Genomic DNA, 24,981 nt, shown 5'->3' with positions numbered 1-24,981 from the left:
GGAGCCGACATATCATGGACTGGTCCATGGACTGGATTGCCGACCCCAATGCCTGGATAGGTTTGGTGACATTGGTGGTACTCGAGATCGTTCTCGGTATCGACAATCTCGTCTTCATCGCCATTCTGGCCGACAAACTGCCCCCGCATCAACGCAATCGTGCGCGGCTGGTCGGTCTTACCCTGGCTCTTCTGATGCGTTTGGTGCTGCTCGCTTCGATTTCATGGATCGTTACGCTTCGCGAGCCATTGATCTCGTTGATGGGCATGTCCTTCTCGGGGCGGGACATCATCATGCTGATCGGCGGTCTGTTCCTCCTTGCCAAGGGCACCATGGAACTCCATGAACGACTGGAAGGCAATCACGGGCCCAAAAGCTCCAAGGCAGTCCATGCTGTGTTCTGGCAGGTGATTGTCCAGATTGTCGTTCTGGACGCCGTGTTCTCGCTCGACAGTGTCATCACGGCCGTTGGCATGGTTCAACACCTGCCGGTCATGATGATCGCTGTGGTGATCGCCATCGGCGTGATGATGCTTGCTTCCAAGCCCCTGATGGATTTTGTCAACAAGCACCCGACCGTTGTGATCCTGTGTCTCGGTTTCCTGATGATGATCGGCTTCAGTCTGGTCGTGGAGGGCTTCGGCTTCCATATCCCGAAGGGCTATCTCTATGCGGCGATCGGCTTCTCGGTGTTGATCGAGGCTGCCAATCAGATGTCGCGGCACAATCGTGAAAAATTGGTCACTACCAATGATTTGCGTGAACGCACGGCAGGTGCCGTTTTGCGCCTGCTGGGTGGCGGCCGTGGCGAAAACCCGCTCTCCGATACTGTGGACGTGATCGCCCAGCAGACAGCGGCCAGCGATGTCTTCCTGCCCGAAGAAAAAGAGATGATCCGCGGCGTTCTCGATCTGGCCGACCGGCCTGTGCGTTCCATCATGTCGCCGCGTAACGAGATCGAATGGCTCGATCTTGATGAAGATCAAGCGGAACTCGATGCGGCCATTCGCAAGCTGTCGCATTCCCGCGTCATCGTTGCACGCCGTCAGGTGGATGAATTCGTCGGAGTGGCTCTGGTCAGGGATCTTCTGCTGGATATCGGCGACAGGAAACCTGTCGACTGGGACAAGACTGTGAAGCAGCCGCTTGTCGTGCATGAAAATGCAAATGTGCTGCGCGTGATGGAACAGTTGCGCAATTCACCTGTTCAGATTGCGGTCGTCGTGGATGAGCATGGCTCTTTCGAAGGTGTGGTGACGCCCACCGACGTTCTGGAAGCCATTGCCGGCGAATTTCCGGATGAAGACGAAGAGGCCGCTGTCGCGCAGTCGGACGGGCAGGGTGGTTATCTCGTGGACGGCTTCACGGATATCCGCCGTTTGAGTGGGCTTTTGGAGCGCGACCTTCTCGACGATGGCGATCGCTATACGACCCTTGCCGGCTATGTTCTCTGGCATCTGGGACATTTGCCTCTGGGCGGGGAAAGTTTCGTTGCCGATGGTCTGGAGTTCAAGATCGAGTCGATGAATGGTCGTCACATCGGCAAGGTGCGCATTACGCCTGCAATCGACTATGAGGTATAACAGGAATGAATTTGCGGGCTGGTGGATATGGCTCGCAAATTATTTCACGCAGTTAACTCCGATCAAATAAGTGGGTTATTGACAAAAGCTGAGAAGCCTTCAAAATTAACCTCTCGTTCATTGTTGCGGCGAAAGCGCGGCAATATTGGAGCGTAAGGCAATGAGGAGGCCAAGCATGAAGCGAACCGTTCAACTGCTCGCTATGAAAATGAAGAATACGTTTTTGCGTGTTCCGGCCTTTCTGGAACAGCCTTGGCGCGAGATGAAGCTGAATGCTGAAGAAATTGCAGCCCGCCGCCGCAATCGGCTGGAGCGTGGCGAGCATAATTTTCTCTGGTGCTGGCAGCATCGCGGCTTCTGGTAAATCCGCTCAGGCGAGTACAGTTTTGAAGGCAGGAGGCGAAAGCCTCCTGCCTTTTGCGTTTCATTTTATGGTTTTGCTCCAGGTGAGAATTATTTTCTCACGCTGACATATTGATTGGGTGCAGGTTCCATGAATGGCTTTGAAAGTAGTTTATATATTTAAATCAATGATTTAGATTGATTTTGTCTCTTCTCTCGTTAGATTTGTTTTCCGAAAACAATCCAGTTTAGAGCGCTTTTCGCAAACGGCGCGGTGGGGATGGGTCTAATGAGAAAAATTATTCTATATGCGGCGGTGGCTCTTGGTCTCGGCTCCGCACCGGTTCACGCGCAGGAGCCAAAGGAAATCCTCAATGTTTCCTATGACATCGCGCGGGAACTCTACGAGCAGATCAACAAGGCATTCGTCGCTGACTGGAAGACCAAGACCGGTGAGGATTTGACCGTAAACCAGTCCCATGCTGGATCATCGAAGCAGGCGCGTTCGATTCTGGAAGGGCTTGAGGCGGATGTCGTGACCTTCAATCAGGTGACCGACGTGCAAGTCCTCCATGACAAAGGCAATCTCATTCCAGCCGACTGGCAGAAGCGATTGCCCAACAACTCGTCGCCTTATTATTCGTTTCCCGCGTTCCTCGTTCGTGAAGGCAATCCAAAGAACATCAAGAATTGGGATGATCTGGCACGTGACGACGTCAAGGTGATCTTCCCGAATCCCAAAACCTCGGGCAATGCGCGTTACACCTACCTTGCCGCGACGGCTTACGCGAACGAGGCGTTCAAGGGCGATCAGGCAAAGGTGCATGAATTTATCGGCAAGATTTTCAAAAACGTTCCGGTTTTTGATACAGGCGGTCGCGGGGCAACGACAACTTTTGCCGAGCGTGGCATTGGCGACGTGCTGGTGACTTTCGAAGCAGAAACGCGCGGGACCGAAAAGGTGCTTGGGCCTGACAAGTACGATGTTGTCGTACCGGAAGTCAGCCTGCTCGCGGAATTTCCCGTTACAGTCGTGGATAAGGTGGTGGACAAGCGTGGCTCGCGCAAGATTGCCGAAGCTTATCTGAATTATCTCTACGCCCCGGAAGGCCAGGAAATCCTGGCTCAAAACTTTAACCGCGTGCATGATAAGGACGTCATTGCAAGGCATAAGGATATCTATCCTGACGTGCGCCTTGTGACGGTTGAAGATGCTTTTGGTGGCTGGGAGAAGGTGCAGAAAGAACATTTCGCCGAAGGCGGAGTGCTTGATCAGCTCTTCAAAGGCAAATAACGAAGCCGACTGGCGATCCCGGGCGGGGTCGCCTCGCATTTTGGAAAAATCCAGTGGCGCTGCTCAGCATGAAACGTAATTCGGTGTTGCCGGGGTTCGGGCTGACCCTCGGTTGCACCTTGCTTTATCTGGTTGTGATCGTGGCATTGCCGCTGCTGGCCATGATCCTGAAAACGGCGAGCCTTGGCTGGAGCGACTTTTGGAGTATCGTGACTTCAGAGCGGGCGCTGGCGACTTACAAGATCACCTTGAGCGCTGCTGCGGTGGCGACTGTGTTCAATGGCCTGTTCGGCCTTCTGCTGGCCTGGGTCCTGACGCGATACGAATTTCCGGGCAAACGTCTGATCGATGCCGCTGTCGATCTTCCTTTCGCGTTGCCGACTGCCATTGCTGGTTTGGCGCTTGTAACACTGTTCGCCCAGAATGGCTGGTTCGGGCGGCTTCTTGAACCGATTGGGGTTAAGGTCGCTTACGCACCCCTTGGCATCATGATCGCGATGTTTTTCACCAGCATCCCCTTTGTCATCCGCACGGTTCAGCCTGTCCTTGAGGATATGAGCGCGGATGTGGAAGAGGCTGCGCGCAGCCTTGGGGCCAGTTCCTGGCAGACATTCTCGCATATTATCTGGCCGACCATCTTTCCGGCTTTCCTTGCGGGCTCCTCGCTTTCCTTTGCGCGCAGCCTTGGCGAATTTGGCTCAATTGTCTTCATCTCGGGCAATCTGCCCTTCGAAACCGAAGTGACATCGCTGCTCGTTTTCATTCGGTTGGATGAATATGACTATCCGGCCGCGGCTGCGCTTGCATTCGTGATGCTTGTTACGGCTTTTGTCATGCTTCTTGTAACCAATCTCATCCAGGCAAGGCAGCTTCGTTATGCAGAACGCTAGCGCGAGCATGCAGGCGCGAAATTCAGGGCCGATGCGTAACCTGCTGATCTGGTTGGCAGCCGGGTTGTCTGTGATCTGTATCGGAGCGCCGCTTGCGGTCATCTTTTCCTATGCTTTCAGCAAGGGTGTCGGTGTCTTTTTCGGCGAGATATTGAAGCCGGATACGCTCCATGCGGTGTGGCTGACCATTCTGACGGCTATTGTCGTCGTGCCGATAAACATGGCCTTCGGTGTCTGTGTCGCATGGCTTGTCACCAAGTTCCGTTTTCCGGGCCGGCGGTTGCTGATTACTTTCGTTGAGATACCGTTCTCAGTTTCGCCCATCGTGGCGGGCGTGACCTATCTCTTCCTCTATGGATCGCAAGGCCTGCTGGGACCATTGCTGGAAAGCTATGATATCAAGATCATGTTTACGGTCCCGGCGATTTTTCTTGTCAGCCTCTTCGTGACTTCGCCTTTTGTCGCGCGTGAACTGATTCCGCTCATGGAAGTGCAGGGAAGCGATGAAGAAGAGGCGGCGCTGACGTTGGGGGCCAATGCCTGGCAAACTTTTTTCTATGTCACCTTGCCCAATATCAAATGGGCATTGCTTTATGGTGCGGTGCTTTGCAATGCGCGTGTCATGGGGGAATTTGGGGCAACGTCGGTTGTGTCGGGCGCGATACGCGGCAAGACCAACACGCTGCCGCTACAGGTGGAACTATTGTTCAATGATTATAACGTCGCCGGTGCTTTCGCGGCAGCCTCGACACTGGCATTGATTGCTCTTCTAACTCTTGTTTTGAAAGTTTTGCTTGAGCGCAGGCAGGGCGCGTGAGTAAGGAAGCCGCCCATTCGAGGAATGGACGGCTTGCGGTCACGCTGCTTGGGAAAGCGTGTTGGTTACCGGTTCTCTGTGAAGAGAGGATGCCAGAATAATTCCCTCCGGCCAGCGGCTGAATCCGCTTGCCACGTTGATGTGACCGGCATGGCCCAGATCAACGAACCCCGATCCCCACACATGCGAAAGAGCTTCAGCCTTGGCAAAGCTCATATATTCATCGTTGCGGCTTGCCACGACGATGGAAGGGAAGCCCAGTTCATGGCGGGGCAGCGGGGCAAAGCTCTGGAAGCGGCTGTCCTTGCGGGCCATGGTCTCGGCGTCGGCAGGAGCAACGAGAAGCGCGCCTGCCACATGAGCAGCCGATGGGCGGCTGGACAGATGGGCGACGAGCGCACAGCCGAGGCTATGGGCAACCAGAACTGCGCCCGGATTTTCGGCGAGTTTGGCTTCCAGCGCGTGCATCCAGTCGGATAGCACCGGATAATGCCAGTCGTCTTGTTCGACAAGCAATGCTGACGGATCGTCATGCAACCATTGGCGCTGCCAGTGGCCTGCTTCCGATCCCTTGTAGCCGGGGATGATCAATGTCGCAGGCATGCGTCTTTCCTCTTGGATTAAAGCCTTGGGAGGCGTTCAATTTCGCGATGCTTGTGCTTTGCGAAACTGGTTCCAAGATAGGCGGCTGAAGCCGCCTTTTTAAGGAAAACAAATTCAATTTAGAGCGATTATGTGAAAATTATGCTCCACGTCTGACCTGTCTATTTTCGCTGTTTTTCATTCCAGCGCAAAAGAAACTGGGACTTTTCGAACACCAGCACGACCACGAGCGACATCGCGAAAGGGATGAGGAGATAGAGCAACCGGAAAACGATTAGCGCAGCCAGCACGTCAGCTTGATTCATGTCCGGCAAGCCGGTCAGGAACACGAGTTCCAGAACGCCTAGTCCACCTGGAGCGTGCGAGATTAGTGCAGCAGAGAATGAGACCAGGAAAATGCCGAGAATGATGAGGAAACCGGGATTGCCGGCCTCTGGCAAGGCAAAGTAGATGATACCAGCGGCGCCGATCAATTCCAGCGGCGCGACGATGAGCTGCTGCACAACCACCGACATACGTGGATATTCCAGTCGGAAACTGCCGATCTGGAGCGGACGCAGGCGCAACCAGCTGCCGAAGACATAAAGTAGCACAAATGCCAGCATCAAAAGGGCGATGACGATGGAAACGGTCGGCGTCAGTTCCTCGTTGAAACGCATCAGAATGTGCGGTTCCAGCAGTAGAACGACGCTGGAGGTTATGATGACACCAAGAATGAAGGTAAAAGAGCAAAAGGCAATCAGGACGGCGATTTCACTGCCGGGCATGCCTTGCGAGGAATAGGCCCGATAGCGCACCACAGCGCCTGAGACGACTGAAGCGCCGATATTGTGCGACAAAGCATAGGTGGTGAAGGAACAGAGCGCGATAAACAGCCAGGAAATTTTGCGTTTGAGGTGCAGGAGCGCGATACGGTCATAGCCTGCAAGCGAACTGTAGGCCAGCAGTGCTGACGCTGTCGCCAGAACCCAATGATGGGCCCGGATCGCGTAAAGACTGTCCAGAACATCCTCAAGCGAAATGCTGCGAAGTTCGCGATAAAGAAGCCAGGCCGAAACTCCAACTGCGCAAATGCCTATGACCGGCCAGATGTAATCCTTTGCTTTCATCAACTGGTCACCACACGTTCATGCTTCATATCATCCCCATTTTTGCCCATCATATCGGTCGATCCGTCCGATACCATTCCCATTATGCCGTTCTGCGTTTCGCGTTCCGAAACGGTGTCGGCCTCGTTCTTTTTGATTTCGGTTCCGATTGCCTTCGCCATGGCGGCTGCAATCTCTTCTTCTCCCAGAATGACGGAATTTGCGCCAAGATCTTGCAGATATTGTGCCTCTGCTTTTGAACAGGCGCGCACGACGATGTTGATTTCCGGGTTGGCAGCTCGAGCCAGCGCGATCACACGACCGGCCTCAAAAGCGTTGGGTATCGCGATGACCAGGTTTCGAGCAGCCGACGGGTTGGCTGCCGCCAGTATTTCTGAATCCGAAGCATTGCCGGTAATCGCTTCAATACCTTTGTCTTTCGAAGATGCGCTGACTTTCGGCGAATCTTCAATCACGAGGAAAGGTGAAGTTTCCGCCTGCAATCCTCCCGCGATACCCGCGCCAATCTGGCCATAGCCAACCACAATCGTGTGTCCGGCCAGCGATGTTTGCGGCAACGGCTCGGGCTCGGAAATGCTGGGCTCGACATCGGCATTTTCGCCGGGCGTGGTTTCGCTTTTGCTTCGCTCTTCGATCCATGGCCGCATCCGTTCTGCGACGATGAACATGAGCGGATTGAGGAAGATCGAGAGGATTGCGCCCGCGAGAATGAGATCGCGCCCGGCTGGGGGGAGAAGATTGAGGCTGACGCCTAACCCTGCAAGAATGAACGAGAATTCACCGATTTGCGCAAGGCTTGCCGAAATGGTGAGCGCCGTGCTGACCGGACGACGGAAAGCGCGCACGATGAAGAATGCAGCAACCGACTTTCCGACGAGAATAATGGCGAGCGTCCCGAGCAGGGGCAGCGGGTCGCGGACAAGGCTCATCGGATCGAACAGCATGCCGACAGAAATGAAGAACAGCACCGCGAAGGCATCACGCAGGGGGAGAGACTCTTCCGCTGCCCGATGGCTGAGCTCGGATTCACTCATGACCATACCCGCGAAGAATGCGCCCAGCGCGAAGGAAACGCCAAAGAGATGTGCAGCGCCGAAAGCCACGCCCAGCGCAATGGCCAGCACGCCGAGACGAAACAGTTCGCGGGAACCTGTTTGAGCCACGACATTGAGAAGCCACGGTATGACCTTGCGGCCGACGATCAGCATCAGCGCGACGAACAGAATGACCTTGGCAATGGTGAGAAGGATGATGCCGCCAATGCCGAGACCGAGCCATGAAACGATGGGGTCGCTTGCCGCTGTCCCTTCTGCGCGGCCCGTTACGCTGGCGACTGCCGGAAGCAGCACCAGTGCCATGACCATTGCGAGGTCTTCGACGATCAGCCAGCCGACAGCGATGCGTCCGCGTTCGGTATCGATCAAGCGGCGTTCCTGCATGGCGCGCAGAAGGACGACGGTACTAGCCGTCGAAAGTGCCAGGCCGAAAACTAGGCCCGCCTGCACATCCCAGCCAAGTGCGAGGCCGAGACCGGTACCAAGGGCTGCGGCGGCAGCGATCTGCGCAAGTGCGCCGGGCACCGCGATGGCTTTGACGGAAAGAAGGTCTTTGAGGGAAAAATGTAAGCCCACACCGAACATCAGCAGGATGACGCCGATTTCAGCGAGCTGCAGAATAAGGTCCTGATCTGCAACAAAACCGGGTGTGTGGGGACCGGCAATGACGCCAGCTAGAAGATAGCCGACGAGGGGGGAGGTTTTCAGACGGGTGGCTATCGCACCGAAAATGAAGGCCAGGCATAACCCGATGACGATTGTCGCTATCAAAGGCGTGTCATGGGGCATCGGGTGCCTTCCCCCTCTGGCTTCTCAATTCTGTATGTGGGAGCCGGGCAAGGCCTGAACCTTGCCCGGCAAGCGGGTTATTTCTGCGCTGCGGCGCTGTCTTCAATTGCCTGATGGGCTTCCTTGCGATGCTGCCACCAGTTGCCCAGCAGAAGCAGAATCGGAGCCGCGATGAAGATAGACGACGATGTAGCGATGAAGATACCGAACAGCATCGGCACGGCAAAATTATGAACCGCGCTGCCGCCCCAGATAGCCATCGGGAGCATACACAGGAACGTTGTCACCGATGTATAAATACAGCGGACAAGCACCTGATTGATACTCATGTCGACGATCTCGCGCAGTGGCTTCGATTTATAAAGGCGCATGTTTTCACGCATGCGGTCATAAACCACGACCTTATCGTTTACCGAGTAACCGATAGCAGTCAGAAGTGCTGCGATGGCGGTCAGGTTGAAGTCGAGCTGGAACAGCGCGAAAAAACCAACCATCTTGGTGGTGTCGAGGACAAGCGTGATGATCGCGCCCATCGCGAAGAACCATTCGAAACGCCACCACAGATAGATGAGCATACCGAGCGCCGAAAGGACAACGGCGATGAAGCCTGAGCGGGCCAGTTCGCCGGAAACCTTCGGGCCGACGACTTCCGTCCGCTCGATTTTCACGCCGGGATCGAGCTCGGTTACGGCCTGGCGCATCTTGTTGACGGCGGCCGTCTGCGCTTCTTCGCCACCATCCTGGCGCTGCACTCGGATCAGAACATCGTTCGGGCTGCCCGCGGACTGGAGTGCTACTTCACCCAGGCCTAGCGAGCCAAGCTTGGCACGAAGCTGTGCCAGATCGGCAGGTTGTGACGTAACGATTTCCGCCTGAATGCCGCCCTTGAAGTCGATGCCGTAATTCAGACCTGGCTTGAAGAACAAGCCAATCGACAGGATGGACAGGACGATCGAGACGCCAATGCCGACGAAGCGAGCGTTCATGAAGCTGATATTCGTCTTTTCGGGAACGAATTTCAGGAGCGGCTCGATAACGAGCACCTTCAGCTTACGCTTGCGAACATACCAGGCCATGACCATGCGAACGAGTGTGACGTCCGTGAACATGGAGATCGCGATGCCGAGCATCATGGTGATTGCAAAGCCGCGAACCGGACCGGTGCCGAAGGTGAACAGCAGCAAGGTCGAGATCAGCGATGTGACATTCGCATCCACAATGGTGGAGAAGGCGCTATGGAAGCCCTTGTCCAGCGCGGCCATGGCTCCGAGACCCCGCCGTGTTTCTTCACGGATACGTTCGTTGATGAGAATGTTCGCGTCAACCGCGATACCAATACCGAGAATGATACCGGCGATACCGGGCAATGTCAGCGTTGCACCAATAAGGCTCAGGGCCGAGAAGGTGAGCAGGGTGTGGAGCAGAAGCGCGACATTGGCGATGGTTCCCCAGACCCCGTACAGGAGCTGGATGAAGACCGCGACAAGCACGAAGCCGATGACGCCGGTGATCAAGCCCATCTTGATGGCATCGCCGCCAAGATCCGGTCCGACGGTGCGTTCTTCGATAACGGTCAGCGGAGCGGGCAGGGCGCCTGCACGCAGAAGCGCGGAGAGGACGACCGTGTCCTGAACCGTGAAGCTGCCGGAAATCTGACCCGATCCGCCGGTGATCGGTTCGCGGATGACCGGAGCGCTCAGCACCTTGCCATCGAGGACGATTGCAAACGGGCGATTGACGTTCTTTGTGGTGATGTCCGCGAACTGACGTGCGCCGAGACTATCGAAACGGAAGGACACAATCGGCTCGTTGGTGCGCTGGTCGAAACCTGCGCGCGCGTCGGTAAGACGTTCGCCGGAAAGCGCGATCTGATCTTCGATCGGATATTTGATGCTCGGGTCTTTGGAATCCGGCATGATGCTTACGCCGGGAGGCGGCGCATCGTTCGGATTGGCGTCAGCGACCATATGGAAGCTCATTTTTGCCGTGCTTCCGAGAAGCTGGCGAAGCTGCGCCGGGTCCTGGAGGCCGGGGAGCTGAACGACGATGCGATCCGACCCCACACGCTGGATGGAAGGTTCGGCGACGCCAACCTGGTCGACGCGCTGACGGATGATTTCAAGGCTCTGCTGGAGAGCGGCATCGAGGCGGTAGTTGAAGCCAGCTTCCGTCAGGGTCAGACGTACCTGATTGTCGTTCGATGCAACATCAATATCGTTGATCGCCGTACCGAAACCGCTGGTGTTGACCTGCGAAATCAGGGTGCGCAGTGCAGTCTCTGCCTTCGAACGCTGGTCGGCATCAGGGATGGTCACGACAACAGCATCACCGACGGCGCGGATAGACTGCGGCTGGATGCGTTCTGCGCGCAGCTTGCTGCGGGCATCGTCGAGCAAAGTCCGCAAACGATCCTTCTTCAGGCTGGCTGCATCGACTTCAAGCACGAGATAGGAGCCGCCACGCAAATCGAGGCCGAGCGTGACCTGGCGCTTGGGGAACCAGGACGGCATCGCGTCAAGGTGCTTTTGGGTAAAGAAGTTGGGCAAGGCGATGATAACGCCGATCGCAACGATCAGGCTATATAGCACAACCACCCATTTCGAAGTACGCATGGATTAAGGTTCCGGTTGGTAAGCCCCAATTGCCACTCAAAGGTGCGGCGCGGGCATTGTTTTCAATGGCGTTAGGATTGGTAAGGGCCAATCATCAAGAATGGCGTATTATGCGCTTTTCGGGGGCGCACGGGCAGAGCCAAAATGTCCCTGCAAGACCGCAAGGCGCTGGAATTTCCGCGCCGCTTCGGCTGAACCTGTCTTTGGAAGAAAAACGGTCGCCGCTGCAACCGGGAGTGCTGCTCCCGAGCTGTCGAGATAAGCAACTTTGATCTTGGCTGCTATGGCTTCGATCAGGATCGCCCGCATGGGTTGCGGGGAGGGGGTGGATTGCTGGCGAACAGGCGCTGATGGATTACCCTCGACCTGCCTTGCCACAATGCCGCCGGAGTGCCCGCGAGCCGCATCGTCATCGAGTGTTGAAAAATCGACGGCAAAGAGAAAAGCGGTAAACGACAGAACGCACGTCACGAACAGCATGAAACCATGCCGTTTGTGCTGTTCCGTGTTTTTCATGCCCTTCATCAAATCGCCAAGACTTTCTTTAGAGTCTATCCGTGGAGTTGAGCCAGCTTTTCACACTCATTGCGAATCCTCATTAATCATTTGTGTTCGCACGAACAAGGAAATACTGGCATCAAGGCGCGTCTCATACGCTATTGATCCGCTTCTCGCGCATTCTGAAATCTTGTAAGCAGCCTATGCCTTGCAACCGTTTTAGGGCGCTTTATGTTGAAACCATGTCTTGTTTAACGGCAGAATTGAATTGGCATATTCACCGACGCTTCGTGTTCTTGCATTTTCTCTTCTAATCAGCGCCTGGTCGCTGGGCAGCATTGCGCCCGCCTTTGCGCAGGACAACAAGCCGTCGCCGCCGCCCGCGACACAGTCAACGCCGCCGCAAGGCAGCGCCAATCAGCAGGCGCCGGCTGCCACTGATCAGCCAGCCCCGGCACCCGTTTCCGGCGTCGTTCAACAGCAAAGGCCGGTCATCAACGATCTGAAGCAACAGACGAAACAGATCAGCGATCAGCTTCCGAAGGCAGCTTCGAATGATGAATCTCTTGCCAATCTCAAGCTCAAGCTGGACTCTCTTTCAAAGAAGCTTCTGGAGGCGGGGGTTGCATTTCGTCCGCGTCTTGCGGAAATAAATACGCGCCTCGAACAACTAGGCCCGGCACCCTCCAGCGATCAGCCGCCGGAACCGGCAATCGTCAGTGAAGAGCGTGCGCGGCTGACTTCCGAAAAAGCGGAAATCAATGCGATTGTCGGCGAGACGGAGGATACTTCGCTTTCCGTCAATCAGATGTCTGCCAAAATCGGGGATATGCGTCGGGATCTTTTTGCGAAGACACTTTCTCAGCGCGTGAACCTCGATACGACGCTCGGCACGGAGGTCGCTTCTGCCGCCAGCAACCAGATGGTTTCTCTCTGGCGCATCGTTCAATCATGGTGGCGCTTCGTCAGCACCTTCAAGCTCAATTCTTTTCTCGCCGCCGCTTTTTTTGCGTTTGTGGCCGCGCTGGTCATCCAGCTTGGTGCAAGGCGCATTCTCGGATCTCTTTATCAACGTGACCCGACGGTGGAAACGCCATCCTACCTAAGCCGTCTTTCGGTGGCGTTCTGGTCTACTGTGATACCATCAGCGGCCGTTGGCGTATTTCTGGCTACGACTTACTTTTTCCTGAACTATTTCAATGTCCTGAGAACAGACATTGCGGCTCTTTTTCAGTCGCTTTTTCTTGTGCTGGGGCTTGTCTTCTTCATTCACAGACTGGCGTCCGCGTGTATCAGTTCGGATATGCCGCAGTGGCGCTTGGTTCCGGTTGCACCACGCCCGGGACGGGTATTGAGCTGGCTGATAACGGGGACCGCATTGACCAGCGGTCTCGATTCCTTCTTCGGAAAGGTCAACCAGATTTTGTCGTCACCGCTGTCGCTGACGATGGCGAAAAGCCTGCTGGCCACGGTGATGGTCGGTGTTCTCATTCTGGCGATTGCATTCCTGAAGCCCGTCGAGCGCGAAAGGGACGGCGCCATCCGGTCATGGCCGCGTGCTTTCAGAACATTCCTCATCATATTGGGGCTTTTGCCTATTCTGGCCGCGCTTTTCGGCTATATCGGTCTGGCGCGCTTCATATCGCAGCAGATTGTGGTGACAGGCGCATTCCTCGTCACGATGTATATGGGTTTCCTGACCGGGCGCGCGATTTCCGAGGAACAGGCTTTTGCATCCAGCCAGATCGGCAAGGCCATGCGGGAGCGTTTTCATTTCGATGACGCGACGCTCGACCAGCTTGGGCTTGTGGCGGGAATTCTCATCAATCTCGTCGTGGCCTTGATCGGCATTCCGCTTGTTCTGATGCAGCTCGGTTTCCAATGGGCTGAACTGAAAAGCACATTCTATCAGCTCATGACCGGCTTCCAGATCGGCAATATTTCGGTCTCGCTTATGGGCCTGCTGACCGGTGTCCTGCTGTTTGTGGTTGGCTATCTGTTGACGCGCTGGTTCCAGAACTGGCTCGACACCAGCGTCATGGCGCGCGGACGTGTGGATTCCGGTGTGCGCAATTCGATACGCACGGTCATAGGTTATGTCGGGCTTTGCCTTGCCGCTCTGGTGGGCATATCGGCAGCCGGGTTCAATATGTCGAACCTGGCTCTCATCGCCGGTGGTCTGTCTCTCGGTATCGGTTTTGGTCTTCAGAATATCGTTCAGAACTTTGTTTCCGGCCTGATCCTCCTTGCCGAGCGTCCGTTCAAGGTTGGCGACTGGGTGGAGGCTGGCACAGTCAGCGGTATCGTCAAGAAGATCAGCGTGCGTGCGACCGAAGTGGAAACATTCCAGAAACAGTCGATCATCGTGCCGAATTCAACGCTCATCAACGGCAACGTTGGCAACTGGACCCATCGCAACAAGCTCGGGCGGATCGACATCAATGTGCAGGCCGCCTACACGGCAGAGCCGCGCCGCGTCCATGCTTTGCTGCTCGAAATCGTTCGCGGCCATCCATCGATCCTGAAGAATCCCGAGCCATCTGTTTCGTTCCAAAGCATGAATGATTCAACGATGGTTTTTGACGTTTACGCCCATGTTGCTGACATCACGTCCACTGGCGGTATCAAGAATGAACTCCGCTTTCAGATTGTCGAGCGTTTCCATGAAGAAGGGGTGCACCTGTCTTCGTCTTCGACCGATTTGGTGCTGAGCGTTCCAGAGATCGAAAAGCTTTCAGACCTGTTGCAGAAGGAAAGGGAACTTTCGTCTGCCGTCAGGAAGAAAAAGGCAAGTGCAGACAAGGCGGATAACAAGGAAGATGCAGACGACCGGGCTTGATGAACATTTCGTTCAGTTGCAGTTCAGTTTTGTCTGTTTATAAACGGGATGACAAAGGGCAATAAGGCTCAGACGACATCGGACATATCGCTGCGGGAGCGATGGAAAGGTCGGGACGATATGAACAGAAATCAGGTCAACAGCTTAGGCAAGCTTGTTCTCGGTGCAGCCATCGGTTTTGCAGTCTCGACTGGGAGTGCCTATGCCGCCCAGATTTCCAACAATGATAGCGGTCCTCAGACGATTGTAGTCACCGAAGGTGCTTCCAAGCGCGAAATGATCGTCGCGCCCGGCGAGACAGTGGATTTCTGCGCTTCGGGCTGCTTCGTGACTTTTCCCAATGGCGACCGCGAAGCATTGACCGGTGATGAAAAGATCACGATCAGCGGTGGCAAGGCTACGTTGAAATAACAATTTCATTCTGTAATGCAAAAAGCCGAGGCGATATGAGGCCTCGGCTTTTTTTTACAGAGTGTTTAGAGCCTGTTCCAAAACTCGCCCTGCTGGTCTGCAAATGGCAATTTTCTGCATTCCGGTGCTCATCTACGATAAGTACACTGCGCTCCGGTACTCGAAAATTGCCATTTTCGCCTCGGCCTGCCGCTTTTTGATTCAGGCTCTTAGCTGCGGGGCTTCAAGTTTTCCGGGTCGTAGAGCGGTTTATAGCCGATAGAGCGCACCTCAACCGGATAAGTCTCGCCGAAATATTCCACGTTCAGTTTGCGGCCTTCCTGACAATAAGCCCAGGGCAGATAAGCGAGGGCAATGTTCTTGCCGATGGTCGGACCATAAGCGACGGACGTCGTGAAAGACCGGCGGCCAAGCTCATCGACAAGTGTTTCTCCCGTTTCAGGGTCCTGTACCGGCATGATGCCGACTGGATAACGGGCCACGCCTTTCTTATCGATATTGTCGGTCATGACCAGCGTGCAAAGCATGGCAGGCTGATGCTCGCGGGCACGATATTCCACATGCTTTGCCTTACCGCGGAAATCGGCCTCCTTGACCTTGGGACGGGCAAGGTCTGCTTCCAGAAGATTGTACTCGGTCAGGAGGTCGGCATTTTGCAGCCGCAGACTCTTTTCCATGCGACGCGTGTTGGCATAGGTCTCGACGCCGACCGCGATCACACCGGTAGAGCGAAGCGCATCCCAGACGGCGAGACCGTCTTCGTAACGCATATGCAGTTCCCAGCCCTGTTCACCGACATAGGAAATGCGGAAAGCGGTAACATCTTTGCCTGCAATCCGGATCGGCTTGATCGCCGCAAACGGGAAATTTTCCGCGTCGAGGCCTTCAGGATTCTCGACAACCTTTTTCAGATTTTCGCGCGCATTCGGCCCCCAGATGCCGATGGTAACGTATTTCTCCGTCACATCGGTGATCGTGACATCGAAACCCTTATCTTCGGCCACACGGCGCATATAGTGGAAATCGCGTGGGCCCGCATCGGCGCCATTGATCATGCGAATGCGGTCAGCCATGCGGATTGCCGTGAAGTCGGCTCGCACCATGCCTTCGTCGTCGAGGAAGTGGGTATAGATGCCCTTGCCGATATTGGCGTCGCCGCCGATCTTAGCCGCGCAGAGCCACTCCATCAGCTCGACATGGTCGGGGCCTTCGATGTCATACATCGCAAAGTGCGAGAGATTGATGATGCCGCAATTTTCGGTCAGTTCGAGATGCTCGGCATTGGAGACGCGCCAGAAATGGCGGTTGTCCCACTCATTTTCGCGTACCGGCACACGGTCGCCGTATTTCTCCAGCAGGTGCTCGTTGGCGGCATAGCCATGGGCGCGTTCCCAGCCGCCCAGCTCCATGAAATAGCCGCCGAGTTCGACTTCGCGTTCATAGAATGGTGAGCGGCGAATATTACGGCCCTTTGAGAAAGGCTCGCGTGGGTGAACCGCCGGATTATAAACCTTCATCGCGGTTTCAGTGCAGCGGTCCCAGATGAACTGTTCCGTCATCTGGTGCGGATAAAAACGGGAATAATCGATGGCGTGATGATCAATGGAAGTGCGCCCGTCCGTCATCCAGTCGGCGATGAGCTTGCCCATGCCGGGGCCATCCTTCACCCATATGGCCACCGCATACCAGAGGCCGCGCACCTTCTGGCTTTCGCCCATTGAGGGGCCGCCATCGGTTGTGACCTGCAGGAAGCCATTGAAGGAGTGGCTTTCATTGTAGCCAAGCTCACCTAAAATGGGCGTCAGTTCGATTGCCCGTTCCAGCGGTTCCAGAATCTGCTCCATTTCGAGGTCGCGCTGTGAAGGCGACAGGCGCGCTTCGTGCTTTTCCAGAAGATCGCGCGGATGGCACAGGCGAGGATTGGTTTCCTCGTAGTAACCCCATTCAATCTGGCCACCTTCGGCGGTCTTCGGATCACCCGTGTCGCGCATATAGGCGGAATTGCCCTGATCGCGCAGGAGCGGCCAGCCGATTTCCTTACCGGTTCCCTCGAACTCGTTATAGGGGCCGAAGAATGTCAGCGGATGGTCGATCGGCATCACTGGCAGGTCTTCGCCGACCATTTCGGCGATAAGGCGGCCCCAAAGCCCGGCACAGATGATGACATAATCGGCTTCAATGGTGCCGCGATGGGTGACGACGCCCTTGATGCGGCCATTTTCGACGACCAGCGACTGGGCTGGTGTATTGGCGAAACTCTTGAGCTTGCCGGCGGCTTCTGCCTGATCAATCAGCTTGCCGGCAACGGTCTGCGAGCGCGGGATGACGAGGCCCGCATCCGGGTCCCACAGACCGCCCTGCACCATGCTTTCTTCGATCAGCGGGAATTTTTCCTTGATCTCTGCTGGCTCCATCAGGCGCGCGCGGGTGCCGAAAGCCTTGCCCGACGCTACCTTGCGCTTGATTTCGTCCATGCGCGCATCGTCGCCGACGCGCGCCACCTCGATACCGCCGACGCGGGCGTAGTGGCCCATCTTTTCATAGAAGTCGATGGAATAAAGCGTCGTCCAGCACGATAGAAAATCGTGACTCGTCGCATAGCAGAAATCGGAAGCATGGGCTGTGGAACCGATATCGGTCGGAATGCCGGACTTGTCGATGCCGACGATATCGTCCCAGCCACGCTCGATCAGATGATGTGCAACCGAGGCGCCGACGATGCCGCCAAGCCCGACAATCACAACTTTCGCCTTCTTAGGAAACTCTGCCATTTTATGCGATCCTGGTTGGTATTTCACAAAACCATAGTCGTTGGCCGGGCGCGACATTTGCCTTTATACGACATATTCGAAGCGGCAGACGACTGCATTGCAGCTTCCGGAAATCCCTGAGGATCGAACGTGGACTATTCTGTTCGCGACATGCCTTCAATCGAAGGTCAATAGACAGTTCGACCTGGTGAACTGATTCCAGAAATGCTTGTATGATTTTGATTTTCTTTTGAAAGCTGACAGGGCGGGACGCGCCATTGAAACTGCAACCCGTCCTTTCGCGATATTCGCGTCAAGCAGCGATGAGCATTTTACGCTCGGCGCGCTCCTGTTGCGGCGAGCGTCCATATAGTTCTCGGTAGCATTTGGAAAAATGCGACGCCGAGACGAAGCCGCATGCAACGGCCACCTCCACAACAGGCATGGACGATTGCAGCAGCAGATGGCGCGCTCGGTCGAGCCGGATTTCCAGATAATAGCGTGCGGGAGACCGGCCCATTTCCTGACGGAAGAGACGCTCCACCTGGCGGCGAGACAGGCCTATCGTGTGGGCGACATTGATCAGCGCCTGCGGCTCCGAAAGATTGGCTTCCATCATCTCTATAATGGTCAGTACCTTCGAGTTCTGGATGCCGAGGCGGGCGCGCAGCGGCAGGCGCTGGCGATCTTGAGGGCTGCGGACACGGTCCGTCAGGGCCTGTTCGCAGATCTTGTTGACCAGATTGGCGTCGAAATCATCGCCGATGAGCTTCAGCATCATGTCGAGAGAAGCCGTGCCGCCCGCACAGGTGTAGAGATTGCTGTCGACTTCGAAGAGATCGGCATAGACCTCAGCCTTTGGGAATGCTTCAGCGAAGCCCGGCAGGTTCTCCCAGTGGATGGCGCAGCGCTTTCCCGACAGAAGCCCGGCGGCCGCCAATATATGTGCGCCGGTGCATAGTCCGCCGACCGCCACGCCGCGATTATATTCTTCGCGCAGCCATGCGAAGACGGATTTGTTCCGAAACTCTTCGACATAGACCCCCGAGCAGACAAAAACCATGGAAGGCCGCTGTTCGCGCTGGAGATAGCGGCGCTCATCTTCCAGTGAAGCGTTGACCGCGCATTCCACGCCGTTGGAGGCCGTTACCGGTTTTCCATCCACCGATGTCAGGCGCCACTGATAGGCGTCATAGCCCAGCATTCGATTTGCTATGCGTAATGGCTCTATGGCCGTTGCGAAAGCAATCATCGAAAAATTTGGAACAAGAAAAAAGACAATAGACCGCTTAACCGATGAAGCCTGAATCATGCCCTATCGTTCCCATTCTCGAAAGCTTCGCCTGCGGTTCCCGACGCAGTTGAAGCCTTGTGTCTCCGTCACGACTCCGGGTCGTTTTTGGGCCCGGTTTTATCCGGTCGCTTTCAGACCGGCGATCTTGTCGCGTCAGCCCGGATTTGCAGGGGGACGATGATGACGCAAACAAGATAGGGTTATATTGAGACACAGAACGGCTAGGTTGCAAAGTGCGGCTAAATGCCTGCCGCTAAAAGGTGTTTTCATGTCGCGAAATTGAGGGCGGATCGCATGATCGCCCTCAATTCGATTTCAGTTTCTGCGCTGGAATTCGCCCTGGTTTCTTGGAATGCCGGGCAGACGATCATCCACGTTAGGCCAGCCAATATCGTGCAATATGTGCTCAGGCAACGATTCCAGTACCCGGCGGCTGCGCCTCACGCGACCTTCATAAGCCCATATTTGTAGCTGCTTCTGTATTTTGGAGCGAAGCTCCAGAAGCCATGAGGGCCCATTCATAGCGGTCCAGATTGGCATGGAGCGAACGGTCGTCGCCTTGCCACTGGAAGCGGATTGGCATTGAACGGTCATTTTCTTTCTCCTCATTCAGGAAGTCCGGTTGATGCGTTCGCTGCAGCTCGCTTGTTGGTGTCCTGAATATGTATTCCACTTGACGTTCAATCAAACGAAATATAGAAAGGTTTAAGATCAGAAAATTTGAACATTCAGCACGGAAACGGAGTCCGTCATGACCGCGCCCGTTCAACATCCCCTTCCAATGCTTGATATTGATGTGCTGCGCACTTTTGTGGCGATTGCCGATACGGGAAGTTTTTCATCTGCTGCAAATGCCGTGTTCCGCACGCCATCAGCCGTATCGATGCAAATCAAGAAACTGGAAGAGCAGCTCGGTGTTGCGGTTTTCGACCGGGATGCGCGCTCGGTCACGCTAACGAGCGATGGCGAGATTCTGCTTGGATATGCGCGCCGTCTTCTGGCTCTCAATCGGGAGGCCGTATCAAAGTTTGTTGCGCCGACGGTTACAGGCGTGGTCCGGCTGGGCTCGCCGGACGATATTGGCGAATGTGTCCTGCCCCTCGTGTTGAAGCGTTTTTCTGAAAGCCATCCGGGGGTAACGGTCGATGTGGTGATCGACCAAAGCAGCAACCTGCGCAAGCGGCTGGATGAGCGCCGACTCGATGTGACGCTGATCAATATTTCCCACACGGTGCCCAACAAAGGCGATGTGGAAGTTCTGCTGGACGAGGAACTGGTATGGGCTGGCGCCAAGTGTGGTACGGCTTATCGCCGGGACCCTTTGCCGCTCTCCATATGGGAAGAGGGCTGCGCCTGGCGGGGCAATGCGCTCGAAGCGCTTGAAAGCAGCGGGCGTCCTTATCGGATCGCTTATATGAGTTCACACTCGACCGGGCAGCGGGCCGCGATCATGGCTGACCTCGCGATAGCGCCATTCGGTAAGACACTTTTGAATGACGGGATCGTAGCGCTCGGGCCGGAGCATGGTCTGCCTGCTCTGGGGCGTTATCAGCTAGGCATGGTGGTAAAGCCGGAAGCCGGTCCGCACATTCAGGTTGTTGCCGACCATCTGCGGAATGTTTTCGAAGCCTATCGTCGCTCAGGTCGCTTCGAGACGTTCCGCTCCTGCTGACGGCAAATTGCAGCTTATGGGGATGGGCTAATTCCTTCTCTTGCCAGGGAAAAACGCTGCGCTAAATTTCTTCCGTGACAGCCGAGTGAATCGGCTTCACCGCCAGATGCCGGGCAGGGCCCAGCATGTGGCGGAAGCATAACTGGTTTGAATGGACCTGGAACTCTATGCGCCTGCTTTTTCAAAAGGGCAGAAACGCGCATCCCATTGGAGAGACTGTGATGAAGCTGACCCGACTTGTCCCTGTTGCTATCGTTCTCTGCGCATTTACGCTTGCGTCCTGCGCAAATACCGTTCGCGGCGTTGGCCGCGACGTAAAGAACACTGCCCATGCGGTTCAGGAAACTGTGGAATAAAGAGAACGAATGGCCCAGGTGTATCCCGGGCCTTTCGGTCATGGCACCAGAAAATAGCTAACCTTCAAGCGCTCGTCTGGCCAGGTTTTGTATTTAATTTCAGTGGTTACTACGCCGTTTTGAGGCACGACGATGTTCGCATTGTGCAATAAGGTTGCAATGCGGTCGTTGGGTTCAGGCCCGCCAAACCACATCACGAGAAAAGGTGGTGTCAAGTTTGTCGTGCCGCCCGGCGTTTCGGGATGTACCACACGCAAGGACGAATCAAACAATCGGAAGTTTCCCGGTATCTGGGCATTGTCCGTCAGGATCGTCTTGAATGGGCCTTTCGCCTGCACCTCTTCATAAAGATGCCGATAATCGAGCTGACCGTAAGGTGGTGAGCTAGAGCCGTAGGTTAGATAATAGCTCAGAACCGGCGGAACAATGAGCGCCACGACTGCGCCGACGACGGCATAGTCGAGCACTGCCCTGTTTCCGATCCGATAACGTGCCATAAGGCTCGCCATCAGTGCTGGAGTGAGGAACAGAACGGGCTGGAGCCACCGATCTTTCACATTATTGGCGCCGGTAGCGACGACGCCAACCAGAACAATTCCCAGCCCGATCAGGATCAGGAGGCGCATGAATTGTTCGCCAGGGGTCAGCGGGGTGGATGCGGCGGCGCGCTTTTTCCAGTGAATGAGCGCGATGATGCCTGCTATTGCGAGCGCAAGGATGGAAAACAGAAATGCCGCTTCTATCAGGCTTTCGACCCCCATCAGCCGGTCGAAGAGAATATTGCCGGAAGCACCGATCTCAAATTTTCCGGCACGCGCCATGACGCTGGATTTATGGGCTAGCATCCAGAGTGCGGTCGGTCCAAAGCAGATCGCAAATGTCAGGACCGTGACGAAGCTGAGCTTGGACAGCAGTATCCGGCGATATTCGGGAATGAGAAGTCCCGTAACGATCAACATGATCAGGAAGAACGAGGCATTGAACTTGCCGAGAAGCGCGGCTGCCATAGCCGCGCCAAGGGCGGCGGCAGAGCCGGCACGCCGCGCGCGCATATGCCAGGAAAAGGCCAGGAAAGCCCAGCCGCAACCGGCGGTGCCTGCAACAGAATGCGTGAGGGCGCGCTGGGATTCCCATCCGATTTGCGGAATGAGAAACAGCCCGAGCATGCTGGCTGAAGCGATGATGCGCGTGAAGCCAAGCAACCTCATGGCGCCATAAACGCTCAGGAAAAGGCTCGCTAGAATGCTGAATTTCACGATCTGGAGGGTGAGCATCGATGTGCCCAACACTGACGCTGCCAGATTGGTAATCCATGTATAAAGTGGAGGTTGCGATCCGCCATAGCCCCAGTCAAGATAGCCGATATTGGCCAGTTGTTCGGCGTCATCAAGGCCAGCGCCGTTGGAAACGATAGTGACGAGAACGGCTTGGAAAGCGAAATAGCACAGCACGAAAACTACAGCTAAAGGCAGGCCGAAAAGCTTTTTGTCGGCGGTGGAAACAACGGTAGCTGATCGTTGCGCGGTCAAATGCATTGCCTTGAATAAATTGTCTGTGCGGGTTCCACTGGAAGCAGCCTGCATTTCACAGGATTATGTCCAGATTTCAATTGGGCCGCTCAAAAAGCCTTGTAACAAAGGCGTGTAAATACGCAACCTCACAAGATAAAGGGTGCAGGCCGATTCAGGCAATTTATATGCGCAATAATGGCAAAAACCGCGCTGCCAGAGGTGCACGGTTTTGCCAATTACGCATGGCATCTCCGCCGAACGTTACACTGGCGGGATATACAGAGCTCCGGTACGCAGTACCAGATCCGGAGCCGAGAGCGGTTTGATCCGTCTCGTGCTCCTTTTTAGCTCAACATCGTTACCGTACGGTTATCAGAGACTTAAGCAATTCTAAACAATGCAAGTTTTTTGCATGGAAAATTATTTACTTCGCGGCGGATTTGGAACGAAGGTAATTGACAATGCCTGAGAAATCTTCGCCGCCGTGCCCTTCGCCGTCAAAAAGACTGTAAAGGTCCTGCGCATGCGCACCGAGAGGCGTTTCGGCGCCGGCGCTTTTGGCTGCTTCCTGTGAAAGTTTAAGGTCTTTCAGCATCAAAGCAGCAGCAAAGCCGGGCTTATAGTCGCGATTTGCGGGCGATGTGGGAACCGGACCCGGAACCGGGCAATAGGTTGTCAGCGACCAGCATTGTCCCGAAGAGGTTGAGGCCACGTCGAAAAGTGCCTGATGGGACAGGCCAAGCTTTTCAGCGAGCACGAAGGCTTCGCTCACTCCAATCATCGATATGCCGAGGATCATGTTGTTGCATATCTTTGCGGCTTGTCCGGCGCCATCGCCGCCGCAATGGACGATTTTCCCGGCCATGGGTTGCAGGATAGGCTCTCCGCGCTGGAAAGCATCGTCACTGCCCCCGGCCATGAAAGTCAATGTGCCCGCAGAAGCACCGCCCGTGCCGCCCGAAACCGGCGCATCGATGGAAAGGTGGCCATGAGCGGCTGCCAGTTCATGCGCCTTGCGAGCCGAATCGACGTCGATCGTCGAACAATCGATAAAAAGCGAACCCTTGCGGGCCTTGGGCGCAATGTCTTCATAAACCGAGATAACATGCTTGCCTGCGGGCAGCATCGTTATGACCGCATCCACGTCGGCGGCTGCTTCTGCCGCGCTTGCCGCAATTACGAGGCCGTTGGCCTTTGCTTCTTCCAGATGCTGCGGCAACAGATCGAAGCCCAGCACCTTATGACCGGCCTTGACCAGATTGGCAGCCATCGGGCCGCCCATATTGCCGAGGCCGATAAATGCGATTGTGGCCATGACAAAACCTCCCTTGCTGATTGTTGCGCTTCAACGGCCGATCATGTGACGGGCGATGATAACGCGCATGATTTCGTTGGTGCCTTCAAGAATTTGATGAACGCGCAGGTCTCGCACCAGTTTCTCCACGCCATAATCGTGAAGATAGCCGTAACCACCCAGAAGCTGGAGAGCCTCGTTCGCGACGTTGAAGCCGGTGTCGGTCACGAAGCGTTTGGCCATGGCCGACCATTTGCCGGCGTCGTGGGTCTTGCGGTCGAGCTTGCTGGCGGCCGTATAAAGAAGCATGCGCGAAGCGGCCAGTTCCGTTTCCATGTCGGCCAGGCGGAACTGCAACGCCTGAAAGCGATCCAGCGTTTGCCCGAAAGCCTTGCGCTCGGCGCTATATTCCAGCGCCTTGGTGGTTGCGGCTTGCGCGCCGCCTAGCGAACAGGCGGCAATATTGAGGCGCCCGCCGTCGAGGCCGGCCATCGCGATTTTGAAGCCGACGCCTTCATCGCCGAGGCGATTCTCCACCGGTACGCGGCAGTTGTCAAAAATGACCGTGCGGGTCGGCTGGGCGTTCCAGCCCATTTTATGCTCGTTGGCACCGAAAGACAGGCCCGGTGCATCTTTAGGCACAACAAGCGTGGAAATGCCTTTCGGACCGTCCTCTCCGGTACGCACCATCGTGACATAGACGTCAGTCGCACCGGCACCAGAAATGAACTGCTTCGCGCCGTTGACAATATAATGGTCGCCATCGCGCACGGCTCGGGTCTTGAGTGCCGCCGCGTCGGAACCGGAACCGGGTTCTGTGAGGCAGTAGCTCGCCAGCCAGTTCATCGAGGTCAGTTGCGGCAGGAGGCGCTGGCGCTGGTCCTCATCGCCGAAAGCGTCGATCATCCACGCAGCCATGTTATGAATGGACAGGAAAGCCGAAAATGTCGGGCAAGCCGTGGCAAGAGCCTCGAAGATAAGCACTGCATCGAGCCGTTTCAGCGCCGAGCCGCCGACGTCTTCCCGCACATAAATACCGCCCATGCCGAGCGGCCCGGTCTCACGCAGGATGTCCACCGGGAAATGCTTGTCGCGATCCCATTGCAATGCATCAGGGGCGACGCGATCGCTGGCGAAGGCGCGCGCCATATCCTGAATGGCAAGCTGTTCTTCGTTCAGTTCGAACTGGTTCTGGTCGGCAGCATCCATGGTTTCCTCCCTATGAGCACCGCTTTCATGGTCCGACTAGAGCATAAGAGCAG

Annotated in this window: 20 protein-coding genes and 1 pseudogene; 10 read left to right on the top strand and 11 right to left on the bottom strand. The window is 55.7% G+C overall.

Features of this window, described 5'->3' with window-relative positions; translation table 11 throughout:
• The first annotated feature begins 14 nt into the window (after positions 1 to 14).
• From AC0TOF_RS19990 to cysW, 5 genes are all read left to right on the top strand, one after another.
• On the top strand, positions 15 to 1,583 hold the full coding sequence (locus tag AC0TOF_RS19990) for a TerC family protein (protein ID WP_473769554.1): 1,569 nt from the start codon (positions 15 to 17) through the stop codon (positions 1,581 to 1,583).
• Positions 1,584 to 1,758: 175 nt separating this feature from the next.
• Entirely contained in the window at positions 1,759 to 1,947 is a 189-nt protein-coding gene (locus AC0TOF_RS19985) for a hypothetical protein (protein ID WP_122000491.1), read from the top strand.
• Between the two features lie 267 nt (positions 1,948 to 2,214).
• Entirely contained in the window at positions 2,215 to 3,219 is a 1,005-nt protein-coding gene (locus tag AC0TOF_RS19980) for a sulfate ABC transporter substrate-binding protein (protein ID WP_473769553.1), read from the top strand.
• A 68-nt stretch (positions 3,220 to 3,287) separates the two neighbouring features.
• Positions 3,288 to 4,109: a sulfate ABC transporter permease subunit CysT gene (gene cysT / locus AC0TOF_RS19975; RefSeq protein WP_122000548.1), complete on the top strand. Its 822-nt coding sequence runs from the start codon at positions 3,288 to 3,290 to the stop codon at positions 4,107 to 4,109.
• A complete protein-coding gene (gene cysW, locus AC0TOF_RS19970) occupies positions 4,096 to 4,926 on the top strand; it encodes a sulfate ABC transporter permease subunit CysW (protein WP_473769552.1) in 831 nt (276 codons plus the stop codon). Before cysT ends, cysW begins: the two co-directional genes overlap by 14 nt.
• A gap of 39 nt (positions 4,927 to 4,965) precedes the next feature.
• Here the strand turns inward: cysW and AC0TOF_RS19965 are convergent, their stop codons facing one another.
• From AC0TOF_RS19965 to AC0TOF_RS19945, 5 genes are all read right to left on the bottom strand, one after another.
• Positions 4,966 to 5,529 carry an alpha/beta hydrolase gene (locus AC0TOF_RS19965; protein WP_473769551.1) on the bottom strand — a complete coding sequence of 188 codons (564 nt, stop codon included), beginning with the start codon at positions 5,527 to 5,529 and terminating at the stop codon, positions 4,966 to 4,968.
• Positions 5,530 to 5,690: 161 nt separating this feature from the next.
• A complete protein-coding gene (locus tag AC0TOF_RS19960; protein ID WP_122000495.1) occupies positions 5,691 to 6,638 on the bottom strand; it encodes a lysylphosphatidylglycerol synthase domain-containing protein in 948 nt (315 codons plus the stop codon).
• Positions 6,638 to 8,482, bottom strand: a complete 1,845-nt coding sequence (gene ybaL, locus AC0TOF_RS19955) for a YbaL family putative K(+) efflux transporter (protein ID WP_473769550.1) — start codon at positions 8,480 to 8,482, stop codon at positions 6,638 to 6,640. The genes AC0TOF_RS19960 and ybaL overlap by 1 nt, the downstream gene beginning before the upstream one ends.
• 77 nt (positions 8,483 to 8,559) lie before the next feature.
• Entirely contained in the window at positions 8,560 to 11,094 is a 2,535-nt protein-coding gene (gene secD / locus AC0TOF_RS19950; protein ID WP_122000497.1) for a protein translocase subunit SecD, read from the bottom strand.
• Positions 11,095 to 11,202: 108 nt separating this feature from the next.
• On the bottom strand, positions 11,203 to 11,619 hold the full coding sequence (locus tag AC0TOF_RS19945; protein ID WP_122000498.1) for a hypothetical protein: 417 nt from the start codon (positions 11,617 to 11,619) through the stop codon (positions 11,203 to 11,205).
• 235 nt (positions 11,620 to 11,854) lie between these two features.
• On the opposite strand from AC0TOF_RS19945, the gene AC0TOF_RS19940 reads away from it, so the two are divergent.
• From AC0TOF_RS19940 to AC0TOF_RS19930, 3 genes and pseudogenes are all read left to right on the top strand, one after another.
• The gene (locus AC0TOF_RS19940) at positions 11,855 to 14,431 is read left to right on the top strand and encodes a mechanosensitive ion channel family protein (protein ID WP_473769835.1); all 2,577 of its coding nucleotides are present in this window, start codon (positions 11,855 to 11,857) and stop codon (positions 14,429 to 14,431) included.
• A gap of 120 nt (positions 14,432 to 14,551) precedes the next feature.
• Entirely contained in the window at positions 14,552 to 14,842 is a 291-nt protein-coding gene (locus tag AC0TOF_RS19935; protein WP_473769549.1) for a hypothetical protein, read from the top strand.
• A gap of 103 nt (positions 14,843 to 14,945) precedes the next feature.
• Positions 14,946 to 15,053, top strand: a pseudogene (locus tag AC0TOF_RS19930) (flagellar basal body P-ring protein FlgI); the annotation flags it as partial.
• On the opposite strand, the gene AC0TOF_RS19925 reads toward AC0TOF_RS19930, so the two are convergent.
• From AC0TOF_RS19925 to AC0TOF_RS19915, 3 genes are all read right to left on the bottom strand, one after another.
• Positions 15,052 to 17,613, bottom strand: a complete 2,562-nt coding sequence (locus AC0TOF_RS19925) for a GcvT family protein (protein WP_473769548.1) — start codon at positions 17,611 to 17,613, stop codon at positions 15,052 to 15,054. The pseudogene AC0TOF_RS19930 and the gene AC0TOF_RS19925 sit on opposite strands and share 2 nt — an antisense overlap.
• A 292-nt stretch (positions 17,614 to 17,905) precedes the next feature.
• The gene (locus AC0TOF_RS19920; RefSeq protein WP_473769547.1) at positions 17,906 to 18,904 is read right to left on the bottom strand and encodes a GlxA family transcriptional regulator; all 999 of its coding nucleotides are present in this window, start codon (positions 18,902 to 18,904) and stop codon (positions 17,906 to 17,908) included.
• 433 nt (positions 18,905 to 19,337) lie between these two features.
• The gene (locus AC0TOF_RS19915) at positions 19,338 to 19,658 is read right to left on the bottom strand and encodes a hypothetical protein (protein WP_473769546.1); all 321 of its coding nucleotides are present in this window, start codon (positions 19,656 to 19,658) and stop codon (positions 19,338 to 19,340) included.
• Here AC0TOF_RS19915 and AC0TOF_RS19910 point away from each other — a divergent pair.
• The gene (locus tag AC0TOF_RS19910) at positions 19,638 to 20,558 is read left to right on the top strand and encodes a LysR family transcriptional regulator (protein WP_473769545.1); all 921 of its coding nucleotides are present in this window, start codon (positions 19,638 to 19,640) and stop codon (positions 20,556 to 20,558) included. The two genes, AC0TOF_RS19915 and AC0TOF_RS19910, sit on opposite strands and share 21 nt — an antisense overlap.
• Before the next feature lie 221 nt (positions 20,559 to 20,779).
• Entirely contained in the window at positions 20,780 to 20,914 is a 135-nt protein-coding gene (locus tag AC0TOF_RS19905; RefSeq protein ID WP_122000505.1) for an entericidin A/B family lipoprotein, read from the top strand.
• A 38-nt stretch (positions 20,915 to 20,952) separates the two neighbouring features.
• On the opposite strand, the gene AC0TOF_RS19900 is transcribed toward AC0TOF_RS19905, so the two are convergent.
• The 3 genes from AC0TOF_RS19900 to AC0TOF_RS19890 all read right to left on the bottom strand — a co-directional run bounded on the left by AC0TOF_RS19900 (position 20,953) and on the right by AC0TOF_RS19890 (position 24,928).
• On the bottom strand, positions 20,953 to 22,449 hold the full coding sequence (locus AC0TOF_RS19900; protein ID WP_473769544.1) for a glycosyltransferase family 39 protein: 1,497 nt from the start codon (positions 22,447 to 22,449) through the stop codon (positions 20,953 to 20,955).
• Positions 22,450 to 22,849: 400 nt separating this feature from the next.
• Entirely contained in the window at positions 22,850 to 23,740 is an 891-nt protein-coding gene (gene mmsB / locus AC0TOF_RS19895; RefSeq protein ID WP_473769543.1) for a 3-hydroxyisobutyrate dehydrogenase, read from the bottom strand.
• A gap of 30 nt (positions 23,741 to 23,770) precedes the next feature.
• On the bottom strand, positions 23,771 to 24,928 hold the full coding sequence (locus AC0TOF_RS19890; protein ID WP_473769542.1) for an isobutyryl-CoA dehydrogenase: 1,158 nt from the start codon (positions 24,926 to 24,928) through the stop codon (positions 23,771 to 23,773).
• Positions 24,929 to 24,981 lie beyond the last annotated feature (53 nt).

Source organism: Ochrobactrum sp. PL_is501 (assembly GCF_055816895.1).
This window is presented reverse-complemented; position numbering and strand designations above follow the sequence as displayed.

Excerpts from the sequence above, each read along its gene's own strand:
- AC0TOF_RS19985 (WP_122000491.1), top strand. The coding sequence starts at position 1,759 with ATGAAGCGAACCGTTCAACTGCTCGCTATGAAAATGAAGAATACGTTT.
- AC0TOF_RS19920 (WP_473769547.1), bottom strand. The coding sequence starts at position 18,904 with ATGATTCAGGCTTCATCGGTTAAGCGGTCTATTGTCTTTTTTCTTGTT.
- cysW (WP_473769552.1), top strand. The coding sequence starts at position 4,096 with ATGCAGAACGCTAGCGCGAGCATGCAGGCGCGAAATTCAGGGCCGATG.
- AC0TOF_RS19900 (WP_473769544.1), bottom strand. The coding sequence starts at position 22,449 with ATGCATTTGACCGCGCAACGATCAGCTACCGTTGTTTCCACCGCCGAC.
- AC0TOF_RS19905 (WP_122000505.1), top strand. The coding sequence starts at position 20,780 with ATGAAGCTGACCCGACTTGTCCCTGTTGCTATCGTTCTCTGCGCATTT.
- secD (WP_122000497.1), bottom strand. The coding sequence starts at position 11,094 with ATGCGTACTTCGAAATGGGTGGTTGTGCTATATAGCCTGATCGTTGCG.
- AC0TOF_RS19965 (WP_473769551.1), bottom strand. The coding sequence starts at position 5,529 with ATGCCTGCGACATTGATCATCCCCGGCTACAAGGGATCGGAAGCAGGC.
- cysT (WP_122000548.1), top strand. The coding sequence starts at position 3,288 with ATGAAACGTAATTCGGTGTTGCCGGGGTTCGGGCTGACCCTCGGTTGC.
- AC0TOF_RS19945 (WP_122000498.1), bottom strand. The coding sequence starts at position 11,619 with ATGAAGGGCATGAAAAACACGGAACAGCACAAACGGCATGGTTTCATG.
- AC0TOF_RS19990 (WP_473769554.1), top strand. The coding sequence starts at position 15 with ATGGACTGGTCCATGGACTGGATTGCCGACCCCAATGCCTGGATAGGT.
- AC0TOF_RS19960 (WP_122000495.1), bottom strand. The coding sequence starts at position 6,638 with ATGAAAGCAAAGGATTACATCTGGCCGGTCATAGGCATTTGCGCAGTT.
- AC0TOF_RS19910 (WP_473769545.1), top strand. The coding sequence starts at position 19,638 with ATGACCGCGCCCGTTCAACATCCCCTTCCAATGCTTGATATTGATGTG.
- ybaL (WP_473769550.1), bottom strand. The coding sequence starts at position 8,482 with ATGCCCCATGACACGCCTTTGATAGCGACAATCGTCATCGGGTTATGC.
- AC0TOF_RS19890 (WP_473769542.1), bottom strand. The coding sequence starts at position 24,928 with ATGGATGCTGCCGACCAGAACCAGTTCGAACTGAACGAAGAACAGCTT.
- AC0TOF_RS19935 (WP_473769549.1), top strand. The coding sequence starts at position 14,552 with ATGAACAGAAATCAGGTCAACAGCTTAGGCAAGCTTGTTCTCGGTGCA.
- AC0TOF_RS19925 (WP_473769548.1), bottom strand. The coding sequence starts at position 17,613 with ATGGCAGAGTTTCCTAAGAAGGCGAAAGTTGTGATTGTCGGGCTTGGC.
- AC0TOF_RS19915 (WP_473769546.1), bottom strand. The coding sequence starts at position 19,658 with ATGTTGAACGGGCGCGGTCATGACGGACTCCGTTTCCGTGCTGAATGT.
- AC0TOF_RS19980 (WP_473769553.1), top strand. The coding sequence starts at position 2,215 with ATGAGAAAAATTATTCTATATGCGGCGGTGGCTCTTGGTCTCGGCTCC.
- mmsB (WP_473769543.1), bottom strand. The coding sequence starts at position 23,740 with ATGGCCACAATCGCATTTATCGGCCTCGGCAATATGGGCGGCCCGATG.